20 protein-coding genes are annotated in these 18,113 nt (G+C 42.5%); all 20 read left to right on the top strand.

Features of this window, described 5'->3' with window-relative positions; all coding sequences use genetic code 11:
* Positions 1 to 29: 29 nt before the first annotated feature.
* Positions 30 to 410, top strand: a complete 381-nt coding sequence (gene gcvH, locus G564_RS0110490; RefSeq protein WP_029037632.1) for a glycine cleavage system protein GcvH — start codon at positions 30 to 32, stop codon at positions 408 to 410.
* Positions 400 to 813: a VanZ family protein gene (locus G564_RS0110485; protein WP_051205395.1), complete on the top strand. Its 414-nt coding sequence runs from the start codon at positions 400 to 402 to the stop codon at positions 811 to 813. The genes gcvH and G564_RS0110485 overlap by 11 nt, the downstream gene beginning before the upstream one ends.
* Before the next feature lie 33 nt (positions 814 to 846).
* A complete protein-coding gene (locus G564_RS0110480) occupies positions 847 to 1,572 on the top strand; it encodes an energy transducer TonB (protein WP_029037630.1) in 726 nt (241 codons plus the stop codon).
* 216 nt (positions 1,573 to 1,788) lie between these two features.
* Positions 1,789 to 2,505: an energy transducer TonB gene (locus G564_RS0110475; protein ID WP_029037629.1), complete on the top strand. Its 717-nt coding sequence runs from the start codon at positions 1,789 to 1,791 to the stop codon at positions 2,503 to 2,505.
* A 228-nt stretch (positions 2,506 to 2,733) separates the two neighbouring features.
* A complete protein-coding gene (locus G564_RS0110465; protein ID WP_037373849.1) occupies positions 2,734 to 4,836 on the top strand; it encodes a hypothetical protein in 2,103 nt (700 codons plus the stop codon).
* 114 nt (positions 4,837 to 4,950) lie between these two features.
* The gene (cyoE, locus tag G564_RS0110460; protein WP_029037627.1) at positions 4,951 to 5,853 is read left to right on the top strand and encodes a heme o synthase; all 903 of its coding nucleotides are present in this window, start codon (positions 4,951 to 4,953) and stop codon (positions 5,851 to 5,853) included.
* Entirely contained in the window at positions 5,844 to 6,425 is a 582-nt protein-coding gene (locus G564_RS0110455; protein ID WP_029037626.1) for a cytochrome c oxidase subunit 3, read from the top strand. The genes cyoE and G564_RS0110455 overlap by 10 nt, the downstream gene beginning before the upstream one ends.
* 48 nt (positions 6,426 to 6,473) lie before the next feature.
* On the top strand, positions 6,474 to 7,454 hold the full coding sequence (locus G564_RS0110450; protein ID WP_029037625.1) for a cytochrome c oxidase subunit 3: 981 nt from the start codon (positions 6,474 to 6,476) through the stop codon (positions 7,452 to 7,454).
* Between the two features lie 18 nt (positions 7,455 to 7,472).
* Entirely contained in the window at positions 7,473 to 7,835 is a 363-nt protein-coding gene (locus G564_RS0110445) for a cytochrome C oxidase subunit IV family protein (RefSeq protein WP_029037624.1), read from the top strand.
* 75 nt (positions 7,836 to 7,910) lie between these two features.
* Entirely contained in the window at positions 7,911 to 8,558 is a 648-nt protein-coding gene (locus tag G564_RS0110440; protein WP_029037623.1) for a membrane protein, read from the top strand.
* Between the two features lie 5 nt (positions 8,559 to 8,563).
* Positions 8,564 to 9,301 (top strand): SCO family protein, encoded by a 738-nt coding sequence (locus G564_RS0110435; RefSeq protein ID WP_029037622.1) that lies wholly within the window; start codon positions 8,564 to 8,566, stop codon positions 9,299 to 9,301.
* Positions 9,291 to 9,824, top strand: coding sequence for a DUF420 domain-containing protein (locus tag G564_RS0110430; RefSeq protein ID WP_029037621.1), 534 nt, complete (start codon positions 9,291 to 9,293; stop codon positions 9,822 to 9,824). Before G564_RS0110435 ends, G564_RS0110430 begins: the two co-directional genes overlap by 11 nt.
* A gap of 5 nt (positions 9,825 to 9,829) precedes the next feature.
* Positions 9,830 to 10,060, top strand: a complete 231-nt coding sequence (locus tag G564_RS0110425) for a hypothetical protein (RefSeq protein WP_029037620.1) — start codon at positions 9,830 to 9,832, stop codon at positions 10,058 to 10,060.
* A gap of 106 nt (positions 10,061 to 10,166) precedes the next feature.
* Positions 10,167 to 10,868 (top strand): ABC transporter ATP-binding protein, encoded by a 702-nt coding sequence (locus tag G564_RS0110420; RefSeq protein WP_029037619.1) that lies wholly within the window; start codon positions 10,167 to 10,169, stop codon positions 10,866 to 10,868.
* A complete protein-coding gene (locus tag G564_RS0110415) occupies positions 10,861 to 12,105 on the top strand; it encodes an ABC transporter permease (protein WP_029037618.1) in 1,245 nt (414 codons plus the stop codon). Before G564_RS0110420 ends, G564_RS0110415 begins: the two co-directional genes overlap by 8 nt.
* 2 nt (positions 12,106 to 12,107) lie before the next feature.
* On the top strand, positions 12,108 to 13,370 hold the full coding sequence (locus tag G564_RS0110410; protein ID WP_029037617.1) for an ABC transporter permease: 1,263 nt from the start codon (positions 12,108 to 12,110) through the stop codon (positions 13,368 to 13,370).
* A 24-nt stretch (positions 13,371 to 13,394) separates the two neighbouring features.
* A complete protein-coding gene (locus G564_RS0110405) occupies positions 13,395 to 14,516 on the top strand; it encodes an efflux RND transporter periplasmic adaptor subunit (protein WP_029037616.1) in 1,122 nt (373 codons plus the stop codon).
* Positions 14,517 to 14,578: 62 nt separating this feature from the next.
* On the top strand, positions 14,579 to 16,015 hold the full coding sequence (locus G564_RS0110400) for a TolC family protein (RefSeq protein ID WP_029037615.1): 1,437 nt from the start codon (positions 14,579 to 14,581) through the stop codon (positions 16,013 to 16,015).
* Positions 16,016 to 16,018: 3 nt separating this feature from the next.
* Positions 16,019 to 17,281 carry an efflux RND transporter periplasmic adaptor subunit gene (locus G564_RS0110395; protein WP_029037614.1) on the top strand — a complete coding sequence of 421 codons (1,263 nt, stop codon included), beginning with the start codon at positions 16,019 to 16,021 and terminating at the stop codon, positions 17,279 to 17,281.
* A 17-nt stretch (positions 17,282 to 17,298) separates the two neighbouring features.
* Positions 17,299 to 17,955: a tRNA (adenosine(37)-N6)-threonylcarbamoyltransferase complex dimerization subunit type 1 TsaB gene (gene tsaB / locus G564_RS0110390; RefSeq protein WP_245583683.1), complete on the top strand. Its 657-nt coding sequence runs from the start codon at positions 17,299 to 17,301 to the stop codon at positions 17,953 to 17,955.
* Positions 17,956 to 18,113: the final 158 nt, after the last annotated feature.

Genomic DNA, 18,113 nt, shown 5'->3' with positions numbered 1-18,113 from the left:
ACTAACTTTGCTATACTAAATAACTAACCATGAAAATTCCAAAGGATTTAAAGTACACCAATGATCACGAATGGGTGAAAATTGAAGGGGATGTCGCTACAGTAGGTATAACAGATTTTGCCCAGGGTGAGCTTGGGGATATCGTTTATGTAGAGGTTGAAACAGTAGATGAAACCCTGGAGCGGGAAGAGGTTTTTGGAACTGTTGAAGCAGTAAAAACCGTATCTGATCTTTTTTCTCCTCTTTCAGGTGAGATCATTGAATTCAATGAGAGCCTTGAAGATGAACCCGAAAAAGTAAACTCCGATCCTTACGGTGAAGGTTGGATGGTAAAAATAAGATTTAGCGACGCTTCACAGGTCGATGATCTGCTAAGTGCCGAAGATTATTCAAAAATTATTGAAGGTTAAACTTCTACTTTTTACCATAGCGCTGGTTTATACCGGCTTAATTCTATATCTTTCTCTCATCAATCTGGCAGATACCCCTGTAAAAGATCTGGGGATGAGTGACAAGGTCATGCATGCCGGGGCTTACTTCGGTTTAGCACTGTTATGGATGCTCTTCGGGATCTTTTCTTTTGGAGAAAAGGGTATTATGTGGAGACTGGCTATTATTTCTGTAGCTTCAATAGTGTTTGGCATTTTTATTGAGGTTCTTCAGGATGTATTGACAAGTTACCGCGAGCTCGATCTTTACGACATCCTGGCGAATACTTTTGGTGTTATTATCGCCGGATTTGCAGTGCGGATTGTGAAGGATTATCTAATCAGGTTAAAAGCTAAGATTAATTTAGATTTAATGAAAAAATAATTATTTTAGCCAACCTATAATTAAAACGGAATTATGAAACCCAAAAAGAACCCAAAAGCTGATTTATCCAGGAGAAGTGTTCTGTTCTTCCAGATTGGAATGATCGTGATGCTTTTTATTACCTGGAGGGCGATTGAGTGGAAAACCTATGACAGGGATGATATAGATACCGGAATGGTAGATATGGATGCCTTTGAAGAGGAAGATGTGCCAATCACCGAATTGAATACCCCACCGCCACCGCCACCGCCACCACCGCCACCAGCTCCCGAGGTTATTGAGATCGTCGAAGATGAGGAAGAAGTGGAAGAGACTGTGATCGAATCTACTGAAACTAATCAGGACGAGATCGTGGAAGTTAAGGAGGTAGAGGTTGTTGAAGAAGAAGAAGAAATTGGGGATGTTCCGTTTGCCGTTATTGAAGATGTGCCTGTATTTCCGGGATGTGAAAATCAAAGAAACAACCAGGCCCGTAAGGACTGTATGAGTGAAAAGATCAATGAGTTTGTTAACCGTAGATTTAATACCGGACTTGGTAGTGATCTTGGGTTAAGCGGGATCAACAGGATCTACGTTCAGTTCAGGATTGAGAAAAACGGTACGGTAACTGTTCTTGGAGCACGTGCACCGCACCCTCGCCTACAGCAGGAAGCTGAGCGTGTTGTAAACATGTTACCTAAGATGCAGCCCGGAAAACAAAGGGGTCAGCCGGTTGGAGTACTTTACTCCCTGCCTATTACCTTTAGGGTTCAGGACTAAGATCCATATTGAAATTGTATATAACCCGCACCAACTGGTGCGGGTTTTTTTATGTCGTAAATCCAGGAAAATGATTGTGTAGGAAAAATATGTAAGAAAAAATGAGATCTGCTGCTGTTCGGTCCGGTTGTTGAAGACTGTGTAAGAAAATAACAAATCCTCTGTTGTTTTTATGCGTTTATTCTGTGGTGGCTATTAATCTTTAAATATATAATTATGGAAAGTAAGAAAAACAAACAGGCAGATCTATCCAGGAAAAGCATTTTATTTTTTCAAATTGGACTCATTCTTTCCCTTCTCCTGGTATGGCAGCTTATTGAATGGGGTGTTGAGGACAAGGAGAATTATCAGAATGATCTTGTCAGCATGGATGGCTTTGAAGAAGTCGATGTTCCCTTCACAGTGATAGAGGAGGTGAAACCGCCTGAGCCGCCACAGGTACTTACACGGGAAATTATCATTGAAGATGATCCCGATATTGAGGAAACCAAAGTAGCGTCTACCGAGGCCACAGATGAGCCCATTGCTGAGGTGAAGGACGTTAAAATCATTGAAGAAGAAGAAGAGATAAAAGATTATAATATACTCTCTGTAGAAGAAGTTCCAGTTTTTCCGGGTTGTGAAACAGTCAAAGGCAATGAGGCCCGCAGGCAATGCATGAGTGAAAAAGTAAATAAACTTGTTGGGCGCAGCTTTGATTCCAATCTTGGAGGAGAATTGGGTTTAAAGGGTGTGTACAGGATCTACGTGAGCTTTAAAATTCAGCCCGATGGTTCTGTGGCTGTGATAGGAGCCCGTGGACCTCATACAAAACTGGAAGAGGAAGCTATTCGGGTTGTAAATACCTTCCCCGACATGATCCCGGGGAAACAGGCCGGCGTACCAGTAGGGGTGATCTACTCTCTTTTAATTACCCTTAAAGTCCAAAATTAAAATACTGCTGAAGATAGAAGTGGCTGTCTAAAAAGTGTTTTTCGTCAGGCTGAATTTGTTTCAGCTTCTAATTGAATTGAATTTTCAACCGGTTGAGATTCTGAAAGAAAATCAGGATGAATTTATTGCATACTTTTATGACAGCCACTTTTTTGCTTGCAGGAAAATACGCCAGATAATCAAAAAAATGTATCTTTCCCCGGTAATCCATTCAGTGTACCGAAGGATATGATAAAATTGTACCCGCTCCTCATCCTGCTTTTTCCTATAATTTCCATTTCCCAGACCTTCCGGGGAGATCCCGAAAGATTTCCCAAATTTCCCGAGTGTGAAAATGTGGAGTTCAAAGGGGAAGAAGAATGCTTTAGCAGGACGCTGAAAAATAAGATCAGAGAGGAATTTCAGCTTCCATCAGTAGTTTCGGAAGCTAATTACAGCGGAGAGCTGGTCGTTTTGTTTGAGGTTAACCGGGAAGGGGAATTTCTCATTAATTACGTCGACGCTGCTTATCCTGAATTAAAGGAAGAGATAAATCGCATTTTTGAGACCCTACCTCAAATTGCTCCTGCAACTTACAACAGCAGGGCGATACATATGCAGTTTCGAATGCCTGTTCGAATTCCCATAGAAATGACAGAGCCTGCTGCAGAGAAGGAGTTGGAAGTGATCAATAAAACTCAGCCGTCACCTGTTGCCCGGGTGCCGGTCACAGAGGAATACGACCAAATAAAAACAAAGGAGTTTGAAAACCCAAGAGCTTCCAGTGACATAAATATTCCGCTATCCCATGAGCTGTATAGCAGATTTGAGGCTGAAGTAAACCGGGTGGGAACTAATTTTCATTCCGCTTCCAAACCTTTTCTTTATTCCGAAGTTCAGCCTTATTACGATTTTGAAGCTGAAATTCAGTCCTTGCAAAAACCGGCTGAAAGCTGGATTGGAAGAAAGATCTGGAACGAGCACCTGTTTAAGTTTCAGACTGAGGATTACTGGTTCACTGTTGATTTTGCTCTGGACCTGCAGGTGGGAAAAGACTTTGACAGCGATCTTGATGTAACCTATAACAATACCCGGGCAGCTATTTTCCAGGGAGGGCTGGGGAAAAATCTGAACTTCTACTCTGTAGTTTACGAAAGCCAGGGAAGGTTTGCAGATTATTTTAACCACTATGCAGAATCAATAAGACCCGGAAGCGAGGGGCGTGCCATTATACCCGGTCGTGGTATTGCCAAGGCCTTCATGGGACAGGCCTATGATTATCCTGTGGCAGAAGGATATCTTTCCTATAGTCCCGGTAAATACTTCAATTTACAGTTTGGTCATGGAAAAAATTTTATTGGGGACGGTTACCGTTCTCTTCTGCTGAGTGATGTTGCTGCTCCCTATCCTTTTTTTAAGCTGAATACCACTTTCTGGAAAGTAAAATATACTAATACCTGGATGTCACTTCGCGATGTAAGACCAGAGGTTACCGGGGAAGGTTCCTATCGTACAAAATTCATGGCGAACCATTACCTGAGCTATAATGTGACCAAAAAACTAAATATCGGCTTCTTTGAATCTGTGCTTTGGGAGAATGATAACGACCGGGGGTTCGATCTTAACTACCTGAACCCCGTGATTTTTTACAGGGCTATAGAATTCTCCACCGGTGCTCAGTCCGGAAATGCGATCATAGGTCTTACCGGGAAATACAAGTGGAATGATCATTTTATTACCTATGGCCAGTGGCTCATCGATGAATTTTCTTCGACTGATGTTTTTGATGGCGAGGGAAGCTGGAAAAATAAACACGGCTTTCAATTGGGAACAAAATATTTCAATGCATTCAATATAAACGATCTCTACCTCCAATTGGAATATAATCAGGTGAGGCCATATACCTATAGTCATAACACTATTACGCTTAATTACGGCCATACAAACCAGTCTATGGCTCATTTGTGGGGTGCCAACTTCCGTGAGTTAATTGGTATTGCGAGGTACAATACCGGCAGGTATTACGGGCATGTGAAAGCTATTTATGGCGAGAGGGGCTTTGATTATTTTGAAGACGGAGATTATTACGGCGGAAATATTTACAGAAGCGAAGAAGATCGTCCCCTGGAAACGGGAGTGAGAATAGGACAAGGCAATACTACTAATGTGTTTTATGCTGAAACTGAAGCAGGATATATCATTAATCCCGCGACCAATCTGAAATTCTTCGGAAGCTTTATCTACCGCCACTTTGATCCTGAAGTAAATACAAGTCATAATTTTGATACAGGCACCTATTGGTTCAATATAGGTTTGCGTACAGATATCTTTAACTGGTATTTCGATTTGTAGCAAGGTAAATCCCTGAAAATCAAACTTTATTTTTTGGGCGTCTTTAAAATTTAACGGGTGTAGATTCTTGTGAAAAAACAATTAAGAAGTATCTTTGCGCCAAAATTGCCCTTTTTGGAAAATACCCAGGTACATACTTCTTCAGTTTCACTAATAAGCGATCTTAAGGAGGTAACTAAAGTAAGACTGGCCATTAGTGTTGTCTTTTCTTCTGTTGCCGGTTACTTTTTAGGAGCTGAGTCTATTGATCTTCTCACAGTTATTATGCTATCCATTGGAGGTTACTGTCTTGTGGGGGCATCCAATGCCTATAACCAGATCCTTGAAAAAGATCTGGATCTTTTGATGAAGCGAACCCGTAACAGGCCGGTGCCCAGCGGAAGGATGACTGTGAATACAGCATTTTTTATTGCCAGCTCTTTAACGGTCACAGGATTGATCATACTTTATCTTATCAATCCTAAAACAGCAATGTTTGGAGCGATTAGTATATTTTTATATGTGAGTGTTTATACACCCTTAAAGACAAAAACCCCCTTATCTGTATTTGTTGGAGCCTTTCCCGGAGCTATTCCTTTTATGTTGGGATGGGTGGCGGCAACCGGAAATTTTGGTATTGAACCCGGGACGCTTTTTATGATCCAGTTCTTCTGGCAGTTTCCTCATTTCTGGGCTTTAGGCTGGTGGCTCTATGATGATTATGCTAAAGGAGGATTTTTTATGCTTCCCACGGGCAAAAGAGATAAAGGAACTGCAGTACAAATAGTGCTTTACACCGTATGGACTGTGATCGTGTCTCTTATTCCGGTAACCGGAATGACGGGTGCTCTTTATATTACCCCATTGTCGGCAGTACTGGTATTCATATTAGGGCTTGGAATGTTGTATTACGCGGTGCAGTTATATCGCAATCGTGATGAGAGATCTGCAAAGAAACTGATGTTTGCGAGCGTTTCTTACATTACTTTGCTTCAAATAATATATGTTTTAGATAAATTAATTCGAATATGGATTTAACACAGGGAACTAATCAGCATAAGCAGGAGCGAGCTAAGAAAATGATGCTTTGGTTCGGGATCATAAGTATGGCGATGATGTTTGCCGGTCTAACCAGCGCTTATGTGGTAAGTACTAACAGGCCAGACTGGCTCTCGGAGCTCCAGTTACCTTCAACTTTCATATGGAGTACTGTGGTCATTTTTATAAGTAGTGTAACGATCCATCTGGCCGAAAAAGCAGTAAAAAGAGGAGATCGCTCTATGGCTACTGCCGGTTTATGGGCAACTTTGATCCTGAGTTTTGTATTTATTGCTCTCCAAGTACTTAGTGCACAGGAGCTCCTGGCGACAGGATATTTCTTTACCGGAAGTACCAGTAGTGTTACCACTTCTTTCCTTTATTTAATAGTTGGATCACATTTGGTGCATTTAATTGGGGGGATTGTTGTACTTTTTGTAATAATTTATAATCATTTTAAACAGCGGTATTATCCGGGTCAAACTCTTGGCTTAGAACTTGGTGCCACCTATTGGCACTTCGTAGACGCCCTTTGGATATACCTGTTTTTCTTTTTATATTTCTTTAGATAAATAAAAAACCTATTTTTGCCCATACTTTAAAAAAAATCAATTCTTTCTATGGAAACTACTGTTATTAGAACAGGTACTGAAGGAAAAACCTGGGGCGGAGGGAATCAACCCCTGAAAGTAAGCTACGGAAAACTGATGATGTGGTTCTTCATCTTATCTGATGCTCTTACTTTCTCCGGCTTTCTTGCTTCTTACGGTTTTGCGAGATATAAATTTTCTGATAGTTGGCCTATCGCCGATGAGGTTTTCAATCACTTTCCGTTTCTGCATGGAGTAGATGCTCCTATGTATTATGTGGCTTTGATGACCTTTATTCTTATCTTTTCTTCGGTGACAATGGTTCTTGCAGTAGATGCAGGGCACCAGATGAAAAAAGGAAAAGTAACTTTTTACATGTTGCTTACCATCATTGGAGGTATTATTTTCCTTGGCTCACAAGCCTGGGAATGGAAGAATTTTATCCAGGGAACCTACGGTGCTATAGAAACCAGAGGAGGAAATATACTCCAGTTCGTAAATGATGACGGGGAACGGGTAGCTCTTGCCGATTTCGTGACGGCTGCTCCTGCCGAAAGAGTGCTGCACGAACGTACAAATGGATTATGGTTTGTTGATGAACCTACTCTTCCACGTTATACTATGGAGGATGTACTTGCAGGATTTGAGGCTAATCCAAATCTCCATGTAAGAACCCAGGAGCTGACAGAAACCGGAGAGAAAGTAATTCTCACACGGCAGGCTTCAATGGCAAAACTGCAGAATGAAGGGATTGGCATTATCGAAGGGGCCAACCTACAAAAGAATGAATATGGGCATCCGCTCTTTGGAGACTTCTTCTTCTTTATTACAGGTTTTCATGGATTCCACGTATTAACGGGAGTATTGATCAATATTATTATTTTCTTTAATGTCCTTATTGGAACCTATGAGAGAAGGGGACATTATGAAATGGTAGAAAAGGTTGGACTATACTGGCACTTTGTGGATCTTGTATGGGTATTTGTATTTACTTTCTTCTATTTGGTATAATCAGGAATACAGAATAAAATGGCACACGATACTACACACGCACACGAATCTAGTACAAAAAGGATCTGGACAGTATTCATCATACTTTCTGTGATCACCCTGGTTGAGGTAATCTTGGGAATTATCAAACCTGACTTTCTGGTACACACCTATTTCATCAGCCTTAAGTTGATCAACTGGATCTTTATTGTTCTTACGATCTGGAAGGCTTATTATATCACCTGGGCGTTCATGCACATGGAGGGTGAAACAAAAGGCTTAAGAAGGTCTGTAGTATGGACCGCAGGTTTTCTCATCGTCTACCTGATATTCATTTTGCTCACAGAAGGGGACTATGTTTATGAGGTCATGCAGAGGGAGCAAATAGCCTGGGATTTTTAAAAGTTAAAACACGATAGAAAGGCGGTTATAAAACCGCCTTTTTTTATTTTTGTGCCCAACTTCGGGAGAGGTAGTATGAAAAAATTCTTTGTCATTATTGTCCTTTTTGCACTTCCACTTGTTGCATATCTTTTTTTTGCTTCGGGAGTCAATAATTTTGCCCGTTTACCGGTGCTTACTCAGGAGATCTATCCATTAAAAACCATTGGTGAACCCGAAGGAGGGGAGGAGGCCACTTTTGAGGGAAAGATCACCATTCTTAATTTTCCCGGTGTAGACCCTCTCGGGTATCTGACCAATGCATATCACCTGGCCGAAAAGATCTACGATCCTTATGCAGAGTTCAATGATTTTCAGTTTGTATCTGTAGTTCCCGAAGGCAGCGAATCCCAGCTGGAGCTGCTAAAAGAAAAGATCTCCCAGGTCATTGATCTTAAAAAGTGGAAATTTGTCTTCGCTTCTCCTCAGGAGATTCAGAAATTATATGACAGCCTGGAAACAGATCTTGAACTTTCCAATGATCTTTCTACCCCTTATGTGTTTATTGTAGATAAAAACGGAAAGCTACGGGGCCGGGATGAAGATGATGATGGAAAACCACTATTTGGATATGATACTACTTCCCTGTATGTGCTTAACAATAAAATGAATGATGATGTCAAGGTGATCCTGGCAGAATACAGGCTGGAACTTAAGAAGTATAAAAAAGAAGGTATAGAATAGATCAAATGAAAAACTACTCTTACATAGGGATTTCCCTCGTGATATTGATCTTTGGGATCATCGTGGTCCCCGAGATAATTGATCGGGTACAGGATACCGAAGTTGTAACTTCAAATCGTTCTGATGGGCAGGCCGAACGTGCAGCTGCAGGTGAGGAGCTGGTTTATATCATGGTCAATGAGGAGCGAAAGAAAGTGCCCGATTTCGAATTTATTGATCAGCACGGGGAAACTGTTACCAATGAAGATTATGAGGGGAAGGTTTATATAGCCGAATTCTTTTTTTCTACCTGTCCTACTATCTGTCCTATTATGAAAGACAACCTGGTACAGGTGCAGGATATTTTTGCAGGTAATGAGGATTTTGGAATAGCATCCTTCAGCATTGACCCTACTCATGATACTCCCGAAGTACTTAACGAGTATGCAGAGGCTAAAAATATTACTCACTCTAACTGGCATTTGCTTACCGGTGAAAGGGATAAGATCTATGAATTGGCGAATTCAGGATTTAATATTTACGCGGGCGAAGATGAAAATGCTGCCGGTGGGTTTGCTCACTCGGGATATTTTGCGCTGGTTGACAGGGAAGGCTACATCAGGTCACGTAAGGATCGCTTTGGGAATCCCATAGTTTATTATCGTGGGTCTGTTCCCCGTAAAGCTATTGTGGAGCCGGGAGAAGAGGAGCCGCAAATTGATATTCTAATTGCAGATACAAAAAAGCTTATTAATGATAAGTAAAAAAGCAGATAGAGTAATGGTGCCGGCCATCCTGGTCGTGTCCATTGTAGTGCCGGTGCTGGTGCTAATTCTTATGTATTTGCCGGAGCGGTATGAGCTTTTAGGAACAGGTTTTAAAAATTTTCCACTTTTTCACGCAGTACTTAATTTTTTCACAGCCGTACTTTTAATTGGAGGATATGTGAGTATGAGAAAAAAGGAATTGTCGTGGCATCGTAACCTTATGATCTCTGCATTCTTTTTATCTACGGTTTTTCTTATTAGCTATGTAATATCAAAAATAAGTAATGAACCGGTTCCCTATGGGGGCGAGGGTATATTACGCTACCTGTATTTCTTTATCCTTATTACCCATATTTTATTGTCTGCCATTATTGTTCCGCTGGTATTGTTCACCATGTACAGAGGGTTGACAGGCGAGGTGGTTAAACACAGGAAGATCGCCCGCTATACTTTCCCTGTCTGGTTATATGTTGCCATTACAGGAGTTTTGGTTTACGTATTTATGGCGCCCTATTATTAAAAAAGATGAAGTATAAGATCTCCATATTTCTATTGTTGAGCCTTCTAATTTCTTTTGAAGCTTCTGCCCAATGTGCCATGTGTCGTGCGGTCCTGGAAACTGAAGAAGGGCAGGCTGCTGCAGAGGGTATTAACGACGGGATAGTGTACCTTATGGTCTTTCCTTATTTGCTAATGGCCGGCGTGGCTTACTTTATCTGGAAGTCCCGCAGAAAGAGCAGGACAGAGGAGCAGTAGTCATTCTTTCATATCATTTCTGAAACTTTCCGGGAATAATGTAACATTTCGACTTTTTAAAAGTCTAATGGATGGACACCATATGTGAAATGCAATAATTCCCGGAATGATCGAAATTAAAGACTTACATAAATCCTATAAGACGGGAAGCAATACCCTGCACGTTCTTAAAGGAATAAATTTTAATGTAGCCGAAGGAGAACTGGTGTCTATCATGGGGTCCTCCGGTTCAGGCAAATCCACCTTGCTCAATATTCTGGGGATGCTTGATGAAGCAGATCAGGGTTCCTATACTCTTGATGGTGTTCCTATAAAGAATCTTAATGAGAAAATAGCTGCCAGGTACCGCAACAGGTTCCTCGGTTTTGTCTTTCAGTCTTTTAATCTTATCAATTATAAAACTGCACTTGATAATGTAGCACTTCCGCTTTATTACCAGGGCATGAAACGTAAAGAGAGGCTGGAAAGAGCTATGGCTTACCTTGACAAAGTAGGGCTTACAGCCTGGGCACAACACCTGCCTAATGAACTCTCCGGCGGACAAAAGCAAAGGGTGGCAATAGCCAGGGCCCTGGCGAGTGATCCAAAAGTACTGCTGGCCGATGAACCTACGGGGGCACTGGATACAAAAACTTCTTACGAGGTAATGGACCTTATTCAAAAGATCAACGAAGAAGGTCGAACCATTCTTATAGTTACTCACGAGCATGATATAGCCGAAATGACCAAACGCATCGTTAATCTTAAGGATGGGGTGATCATAGACGACAGAAAGGTTGATCAGGTAAAGGCACTGCAGCATGTTTGATCTTGAACGTTGGGAGGAAATCTTTGAGACGATACGCAAGAATAAATTGCGGACGTTCCTTACCGGGCTTTCTGTGGCTTCCGGAATCTTTATCCTTGTCATCCTTCTTGGCATAGGTCAGGGCATGAGAAATGGAATTTCAGCCGAATTTGAGCAGGACGCGGCCAATATTCTTTATGTGTGGACGGGAAGAACCGCTGTGGAATATAAAGGTTTGAATCCGGGGCGGCAGATACAGTTGAAAAATGCAGACTTCCAGTCCACTGCTCAGAAATACATCGACGAACTGGAATATAAGTCGGCCGTTTACAGGATCTGGAATGGTGTTGTGGACTATAAAAAGGAAACAGGTTCCTATAGGGTTGAAGGTGTTTTACCCGATTATCAATTTCTGGAAAACACTCCTCTTATGCAGGGGCGATTTTTGAACTATCAGGATCACCAGAACTATGAAAAAGTAGCTGTTATTGGAAAGGTTGTAAAAAATGATCTTTTTAAGGAGGTAGATCCGGTTGGAAAATATGTGGAAATTTCAGGAATTAATTTTAAAGTAATTGGGGTCTTTAGCGATCCCGGCGGGGAACGCGAAGAGAACAGGGTTTATGTACCATTATCTACAGGACAAAGGGTTTTTAATGGGCAGAACAATATAAACAACATGGCCTTTACCCTTGGAAAAGAGGATAATTTTGAGTCGGCTTTGGCGGCTTCAAATAAATTTTCTGCAGAGTTACAGCAATTTCTTAAGGAACAGCATTCTGTAGCCCCCGAAGATACCCGGGCAATTAATATTAACAATTCCCTTGAGAATGCAAAGCGTTTTTACGACCTCATGGACATGATAAAGTTCTTCTTCTGGGGAGTGGGTATCTGCACCATCATCGCCGGTATTGTAGGCGTAAGTAATATCATGTTGATCATTGTGAAGGAGAGAACCAGGGAAATTGGAGTTAGAAAAGCCCTGGGAGCAGAGCCCTGGTCCATTGTAGGTATGGTGTTGCACGAATCTATATTCGTAACAGCCATTGCGGGTCTTGTAGGGCTTATAGGCAGTCTTGCTCTTCTTGAGCTTGTTGGACCAATGATTGAGACTAATTATATAGCAAATCCTTCGGTGGATTTTGGAGTAGCACTTACCACAGTGGTCATCCTTGTTGTTGCCGGGGCGTTGGCCGGGTTCTTCCCTGCTTACCGGGCAGCAAGGATCAAACCTATTGTAGCACTAAGAGATGAATAGGCATGTTTAGCAGAGACAACTGGGACGAAATACTCGAAGCACTAAGTGCCAACTGGTTTAGAACCGTGCTCACCGCCTTTGGTGTGTTGTGGGGGATCTTTATTCTTGTAATTCTCCTTGCAGCAGGAAAAGGCCTTGAAAACGGAGTAAAGCAGGGTTTTGGAGGCATGGCCACCAATTCCATGTTTATGTGGACCCAGGTGACCTCAAAACCTTATAAGGGTCTTCCAAAAGGCAGACGCTATAGCTTTAAGATTGATGATGTTGATGCCATAAAGAGAGAGGTACCCGATATGAGGTTCGTTTCTCCACGAAATCAATTGGGAGGCTTCGGTGGTGCAAACAATGTGGTAAGGGGACTCAATACAGGTGCTTTCAATGTGTATGGAGACTATCCGGAGATCATTCAGCAGGAACCTATGGATATTACTTCGGGCAGGTTTGTTAATTATTCAGATATCAACGAGAAAAGAAAAGTAGCGGTAATTGGCGAAGGGGTGCAAACAGTGCTTTATGACAAAGATGAGGAGGTACTGGGAAGTTACATTAAGGTGAATGGCGTCAATTTTATGGTCATTGGAACCTATAAGAAAAAGGGGAACAATGGTAATTCCGAAGAGAATCAGAAACAGATCTATGTGCCGTTCACAGCTTTTTCACAAGCCTTCAACAGGGGTAATAATGTGGGCTGGATGGCCATAACGGCCAAGGAAGGAGCTTCTATTACCGAGCTGAAAAGTGAGGTGATAGATGTGATCAAAACACGGCACTCCATTCACCCCGAAGATGACCGTGCAGTGGGGAATTTTGACCTTTATGAGGAGTATAACAAGATCAACGGCTTGTTTATAGCTCTTAAGGGAGTGGCGTATTTTGTGGGTATCCTGGTATTATTATCGGGAATAATCGGGATTAGCAATATCATGCTCATTGTGGTCAGGGAACGCACGAATGAAATAGGTGTCCGCAGGGCTTTGGGAGCAACTCCCTGGGCCATACGAGGGCAGATCCTTATGGAATCTATTTTTCTGACAATTATATCGGGAATGGCAGGTATCGTTCTTGCCACCGGAGTTATAGCGCTTGTCAATAAAGCCCTTAGCGGAATGGACACTTCAGAAATGATGTTTTTGAATCCTTCGGTTAACCTGGGGGTGGTGATGATCGCACTGGCTATACTTGTGATCTCGGGACTGCTGGCCGGACTGATTCCGGCGCAGAATGCTATTAAGATAAAACCCGTAGACGCTTTAAGAACAGAATAACAATCAATACAAATAAATAACAGAATGAAAAGAGTTGTAACGATCTTAATCCTGGTTGTAATCGCAGTAGCTTTTACCGGCGCACTGTACTACCTGTATGCAAAGAATCAGGAGGATCCAACAGTTTATGAGACCGAAGAGCCTACAGAGCAAACTATCGTAAAAAAGACAGTTGCGACGGGGAATATAGTGCCGAAGGAAGAAGTTTTGATCAAACCCAATATTTCAGGAATTATTGAAGAAATATATATCAAGGCGGGAGACCGTATCAAAGCCGGAGACCAGATAGCAAAGATAAGGGTGATCCCGAATGTTTCCTCTTTACAAAACGCCAAGGATGCGGTGCAGACTGCCAAAATAAATTTTGATAATGAGACCAAAAATTTTGAGCGTCAAAAATCACTTTTTGAGAAGGGAGTGATATCTGCCAATGAATTTGACAATGCGCAGGTAGCTTTTAAAAGAGCTGAGCAGAACTACAGGTCTGCACAACAGAATTATGAGATCGTGCGTACGGGAACTACCAGCGGCCTTGGTACAGCGGCCAATACTATGATCCGTTCTACCGTAGAAGGTATGGTGCTCGACGTGCCGGTAAAGGTGGGGAACCAGGTGATTGAAAGTAACAATTTCAATGATGGAACTACCATAGCCACACTGGCCGATGTTAATGAAATGATCTTCGAAGGAAAAGTAGATGAAAGTGAAGTAGGTAAGATCAGGGAAAACCTGCCGCTGGAAGTGACAGTGGGAGCTATTGAGAACAAGACATTTAATGCGGTACTCGATTACATTGCTCCAAAAGGAGTGGAAGAGAACGGAGCCATACAGTTCGATATCGAAGGAAGACTTGATAAAGCCGATACTACTTTTATACGGGCAGGATTGAGTGCCAATGCTTCTATAATTCTTGCCAGGGCAGAAAATGTACTTGCAGTGCGGGAGGCTTTGATCCAGTTCGATCCTAAGACGCAGCAGCCTTTTGTGGAAGTTGCTACGGGAGACCAGCAGTTTGAGCGCAGGGATGTAGAGCTGGGAGTGAGTGACGGCATTTTCGTAGAGGTCAAGAAAGGAATTAGCTCTAAGGATAAGATCAAGGTTTGGAATCAATTAAAACCTGCCGGCCCAATGGCACAGGCACGATAGATTTAATGCTCCTGCTGTAACAAAACCGCTTTCTACAAGACTTATATTTTACAACCACAATTATGAAAAGAATTTTATTAACTGCAGTTTTCCTTTCTTTTACTGTTTTACTAAACGCGCAAAAAAAAGAATGGACACTACAGGAGTGCATAGAGCGTGCACTGGATAAAAACATCAGCATCAAACAATCTGAACTTGATGTAGATCTTGCCGATATACAGATCTCTGATGCTTTCGGGAATTTTCTTCCGGGCGTGAATGCTTCTGCCTCCAATTCATGGAATACGGGACTTACTCAGAATGTCACAACGGGAATTCTTCAAACACAGACTACCCGTAACTTTTCTGCCGGGGTCACTGCAGGAATGACGCTTTTTGACGGGCTGCGCAACTTCAATCAATACCAGTATGCAAAAATGGCAAAACTGGCGAGTCAATATTCACTGGAACAGATGAAAGATGATGTCGCTCTTTTTGTTGCCAATGCTTACCTGCAGGTGCTGTTTAATAAGGAGAACCTGAAGGTGATCCAGGCGCAGAACCAGATCACCCTTGAGCAGCTCGAAAGAGCGGAAGCCTTAGTGGAAGCCGGTTCCTTACCAAGAGGAGACCTGCTCGAAATACGAGCTACTGCTGCCAATGAGGAGCAAAGAATGATAGTTGCACAAAACCAGATCGAGATCTCTCTTATCTCCCTTGCCCAGATGTTACTGATAAAGGATTATCAGAATTTTGATATCGTGGAGCGGGATTATGATGTCTTTGGAAGTGAGATCCTGGACGTGCCTGTTTCCGAAGTGATCGATATGGCCGAAGAAGAGCGATATGAAGTTAAAGTTGCCGAAATGAATCGGGACCTTTCCGAAAAGAGTCTTGAAATTTCCAAAGGTGCCTACTGGCCTACTTTGGGAGCTTTTTTCAACTATAATACCAGGGAATCCGGAGCGGGAAGATTTATTTCTGCAGGCCTTGATCCCGATGAGCCTTTTCGTGAGATTGGATTTGTTCAATCTACGCAGGAGGTTGTTGTAGCACCAAATATGGCTACAGAAATAGGAAATCCGCTTCCGTTCTTTGAGCAGCTTCAGCTCAATGACGGGATCTCTTATGGAATACAGCTTAACGTACCAATTTTCAATGGTTTTGCCACCCGTAACCAGGTTAAAAGGAATGAGGTTGGAGTGTTGCGCAGTGAATATCAATTAGAGCAAACAAGACTCGACCTGGAGGCCAATGTCTATCAGGCTTATACAGATGCCCGTGGAGCTTTAAAAGCTTATGAGGCAGCACTACTTGCCAGGGAAGCACAGGTGCAGGCTTACGATTATGCTACAGAAAGATATAATGTGGGGATGACCAACGCCTTTGACTTTAGTCAGGCGAAATTCAACCTGGAGAATGCCGAGATCGAGGTAGTGAGAGCAAAATACGACTACATCTTTAAGCTTAAAGTACTGGAACTGTATTTTGGGGTTCCAATTACCGATCTAAAATTTTAAAAAATGAGTAAAAAAACGATATATATAATAGCAGGAACTGCATTGGTGATCATCGTGCTTCTGGTGGTGGGAAAGAAAGCCGGATGGTTTGGAAAATCGGGAAATTATAAAGAGGTAGAAATTACAGAAGTTCAAAGACAGAATGTAATTGAGAAAGTTTCTGCCACCGGGAAGATACAGCCGGAGGTAGAGGTGAAATTATCTTCGGAAGTTTCCGGAGAGATCATTGAACTGCCGGTAGTGGAAGGACAACAGGTGCAAAAAGGTGATCTTTTGGTGCGGGTCAATCCGGAGATCTATCTTTCCAACCTGGAACGTTCCCGTGCCGGACTTCAGAATGTAAGATCTGGATTATCGCAGGCTGAAGCATCATTAAGAGAAGCCGAATCGAATTATGAACGTAACCGTACCTTATTTGAAAAGGGGATCATTTCCAAAGCCGAATGGGACAGGATCGTTTCTGCCTATGAAGTGGCAAAAGCGAACCGGCAGGCAGCATTTTACAATGTAAGAAGTGCCGAAGCCAGTGTGAACGAAGCAAGGGAAAGCCTTGGCAGAACAAATATCTATGCACCCATGAGCGGCACCATTTCATCTCTTGATGCAGAATTGGGAGAAAGGGTTGTGGGAACCCAGCAAATGGCCGGTACAGAGATCATGCGGGTGGCAGATCTTACCGATATGGAAGTAGAAGTAGATGTAAATGAAAATGACATAGTAAAAGTCTCTATTGGTGATTCTGCATTTGTTGAGGTAGATGCTTATCTAAAACAGGAATTCAAAGGCCTGGTAACAGCTATTTCAAATTCGGCCAATGCCACTGCCACTGCAGATCAAGTGACGAATTTCAAGGTGAAAGTAAGGATCCTCAAAGATTCTTATGAACATTTGGTCGAGGGACGCCCCGAAAATTATTCTCCCTTTAGACCTGGAATGACTGCCACGGTTGATATCATCACCAATAGAAAAGATCAGGTAATCGCAGTGCCAATAAGCGCGGTGGTGGTAAAAACAGATACAGCTTCCACACAGGGAGGAAGAGCCCCCGAAAAGCTGTCCTCAAATCAGCTTCTAGAAACCGTCTATGTTAAAGAAGGGGAGGAAGCAATACAACGGGTGGTAAAAACCGGAATACAGGATGACGCAAATATTGAGATCATAGAAGGGCTGGAAGTAGGGGAGACGGTGATCACCGGCCCTTACAATACAGTTACGAAACTTTTGAAGCCCGGCGATAAAGTGGAAGTGAAGGAGGAAAAAGAATAATTCCTTAACTTGCTGCCGTGATTTTATGCATCGAAACAGCTACAACGAATTGTTCGGTAGCTATAGGAAACAAAGGGAAACTGCTGGCTCTAAAAGAAGACTACAGCAATAATTATTCTCATGCCGAAAGGCTGCACCTGTTCATACAGGAGATCCTAAAGGAGAACGACCTTGAACCGAAGGACCTTTCTGCTATTGCGGTAAGTAAAGGCCCCGGTTCCTATACCGGCCTTCGTATCGGAGTTTCTGCGGCCAAGGGGCTTTGTTTCGCGCTAGACCTGCCTCTTATTTCTGTACCTACATTAAAAACGCTTGCTTTACAGGTAAAGCAGACAAAAGAAGGTTTTATCATCCCACTTCTGGACGCCCGGCGGATGGAAGTCTATACTGCCGGATTCAATTCCGAAAATCGAAGGGTCTTCGACACCAGGGCAGAGATCCTGACGCCCGACTCTTTTTCAGAATATCTCGAAAATGCTGCGGTAGCTTTTATTGGCAGCGGTGTGGAGAAATTCAGCCAGATCTGCGACCACCCGAATGCCACTTTTATACAAGGTAAATTACCTTCGGCAGCAGAAATGACCGGCCTGGCCGAGGAGAAATTCCAGAAGAAAAAATTTGAGGATGTAGCTTATTTTGAGCCCTACTATCTCAAAGATTTCGTGGCGGGATAAGGGGATTCAAAATTCAGGATTCAAGGTTCAAGATTCAGGATTACGGGAATCGGGAAACGTTAATTCGGGATTCGGGAAAAGAAAAGGTTTGGAAAAGTCAAATTTCAGGGATTATAATCCTTCGTAAATCTAACTTCGTAAATCTAACTTCGTACCTC

The sequence above is a fragment of the Salinimicrobium xinjiangense DSM 19287 genome, from assembly GCF_000423585.1.
GTDB classification, from domain to species: Bacteria; Bacteroidota; Bacteroidia; order Flavobacteriales; family Flavobacteriaceae; genus Salinimicrobium; species Salinimicrobium xinjiangense.
Note: the sequence above shows the minus strand (reverse complement) of the source record. Positions and strands in the feature narration are given on the sequence as shown.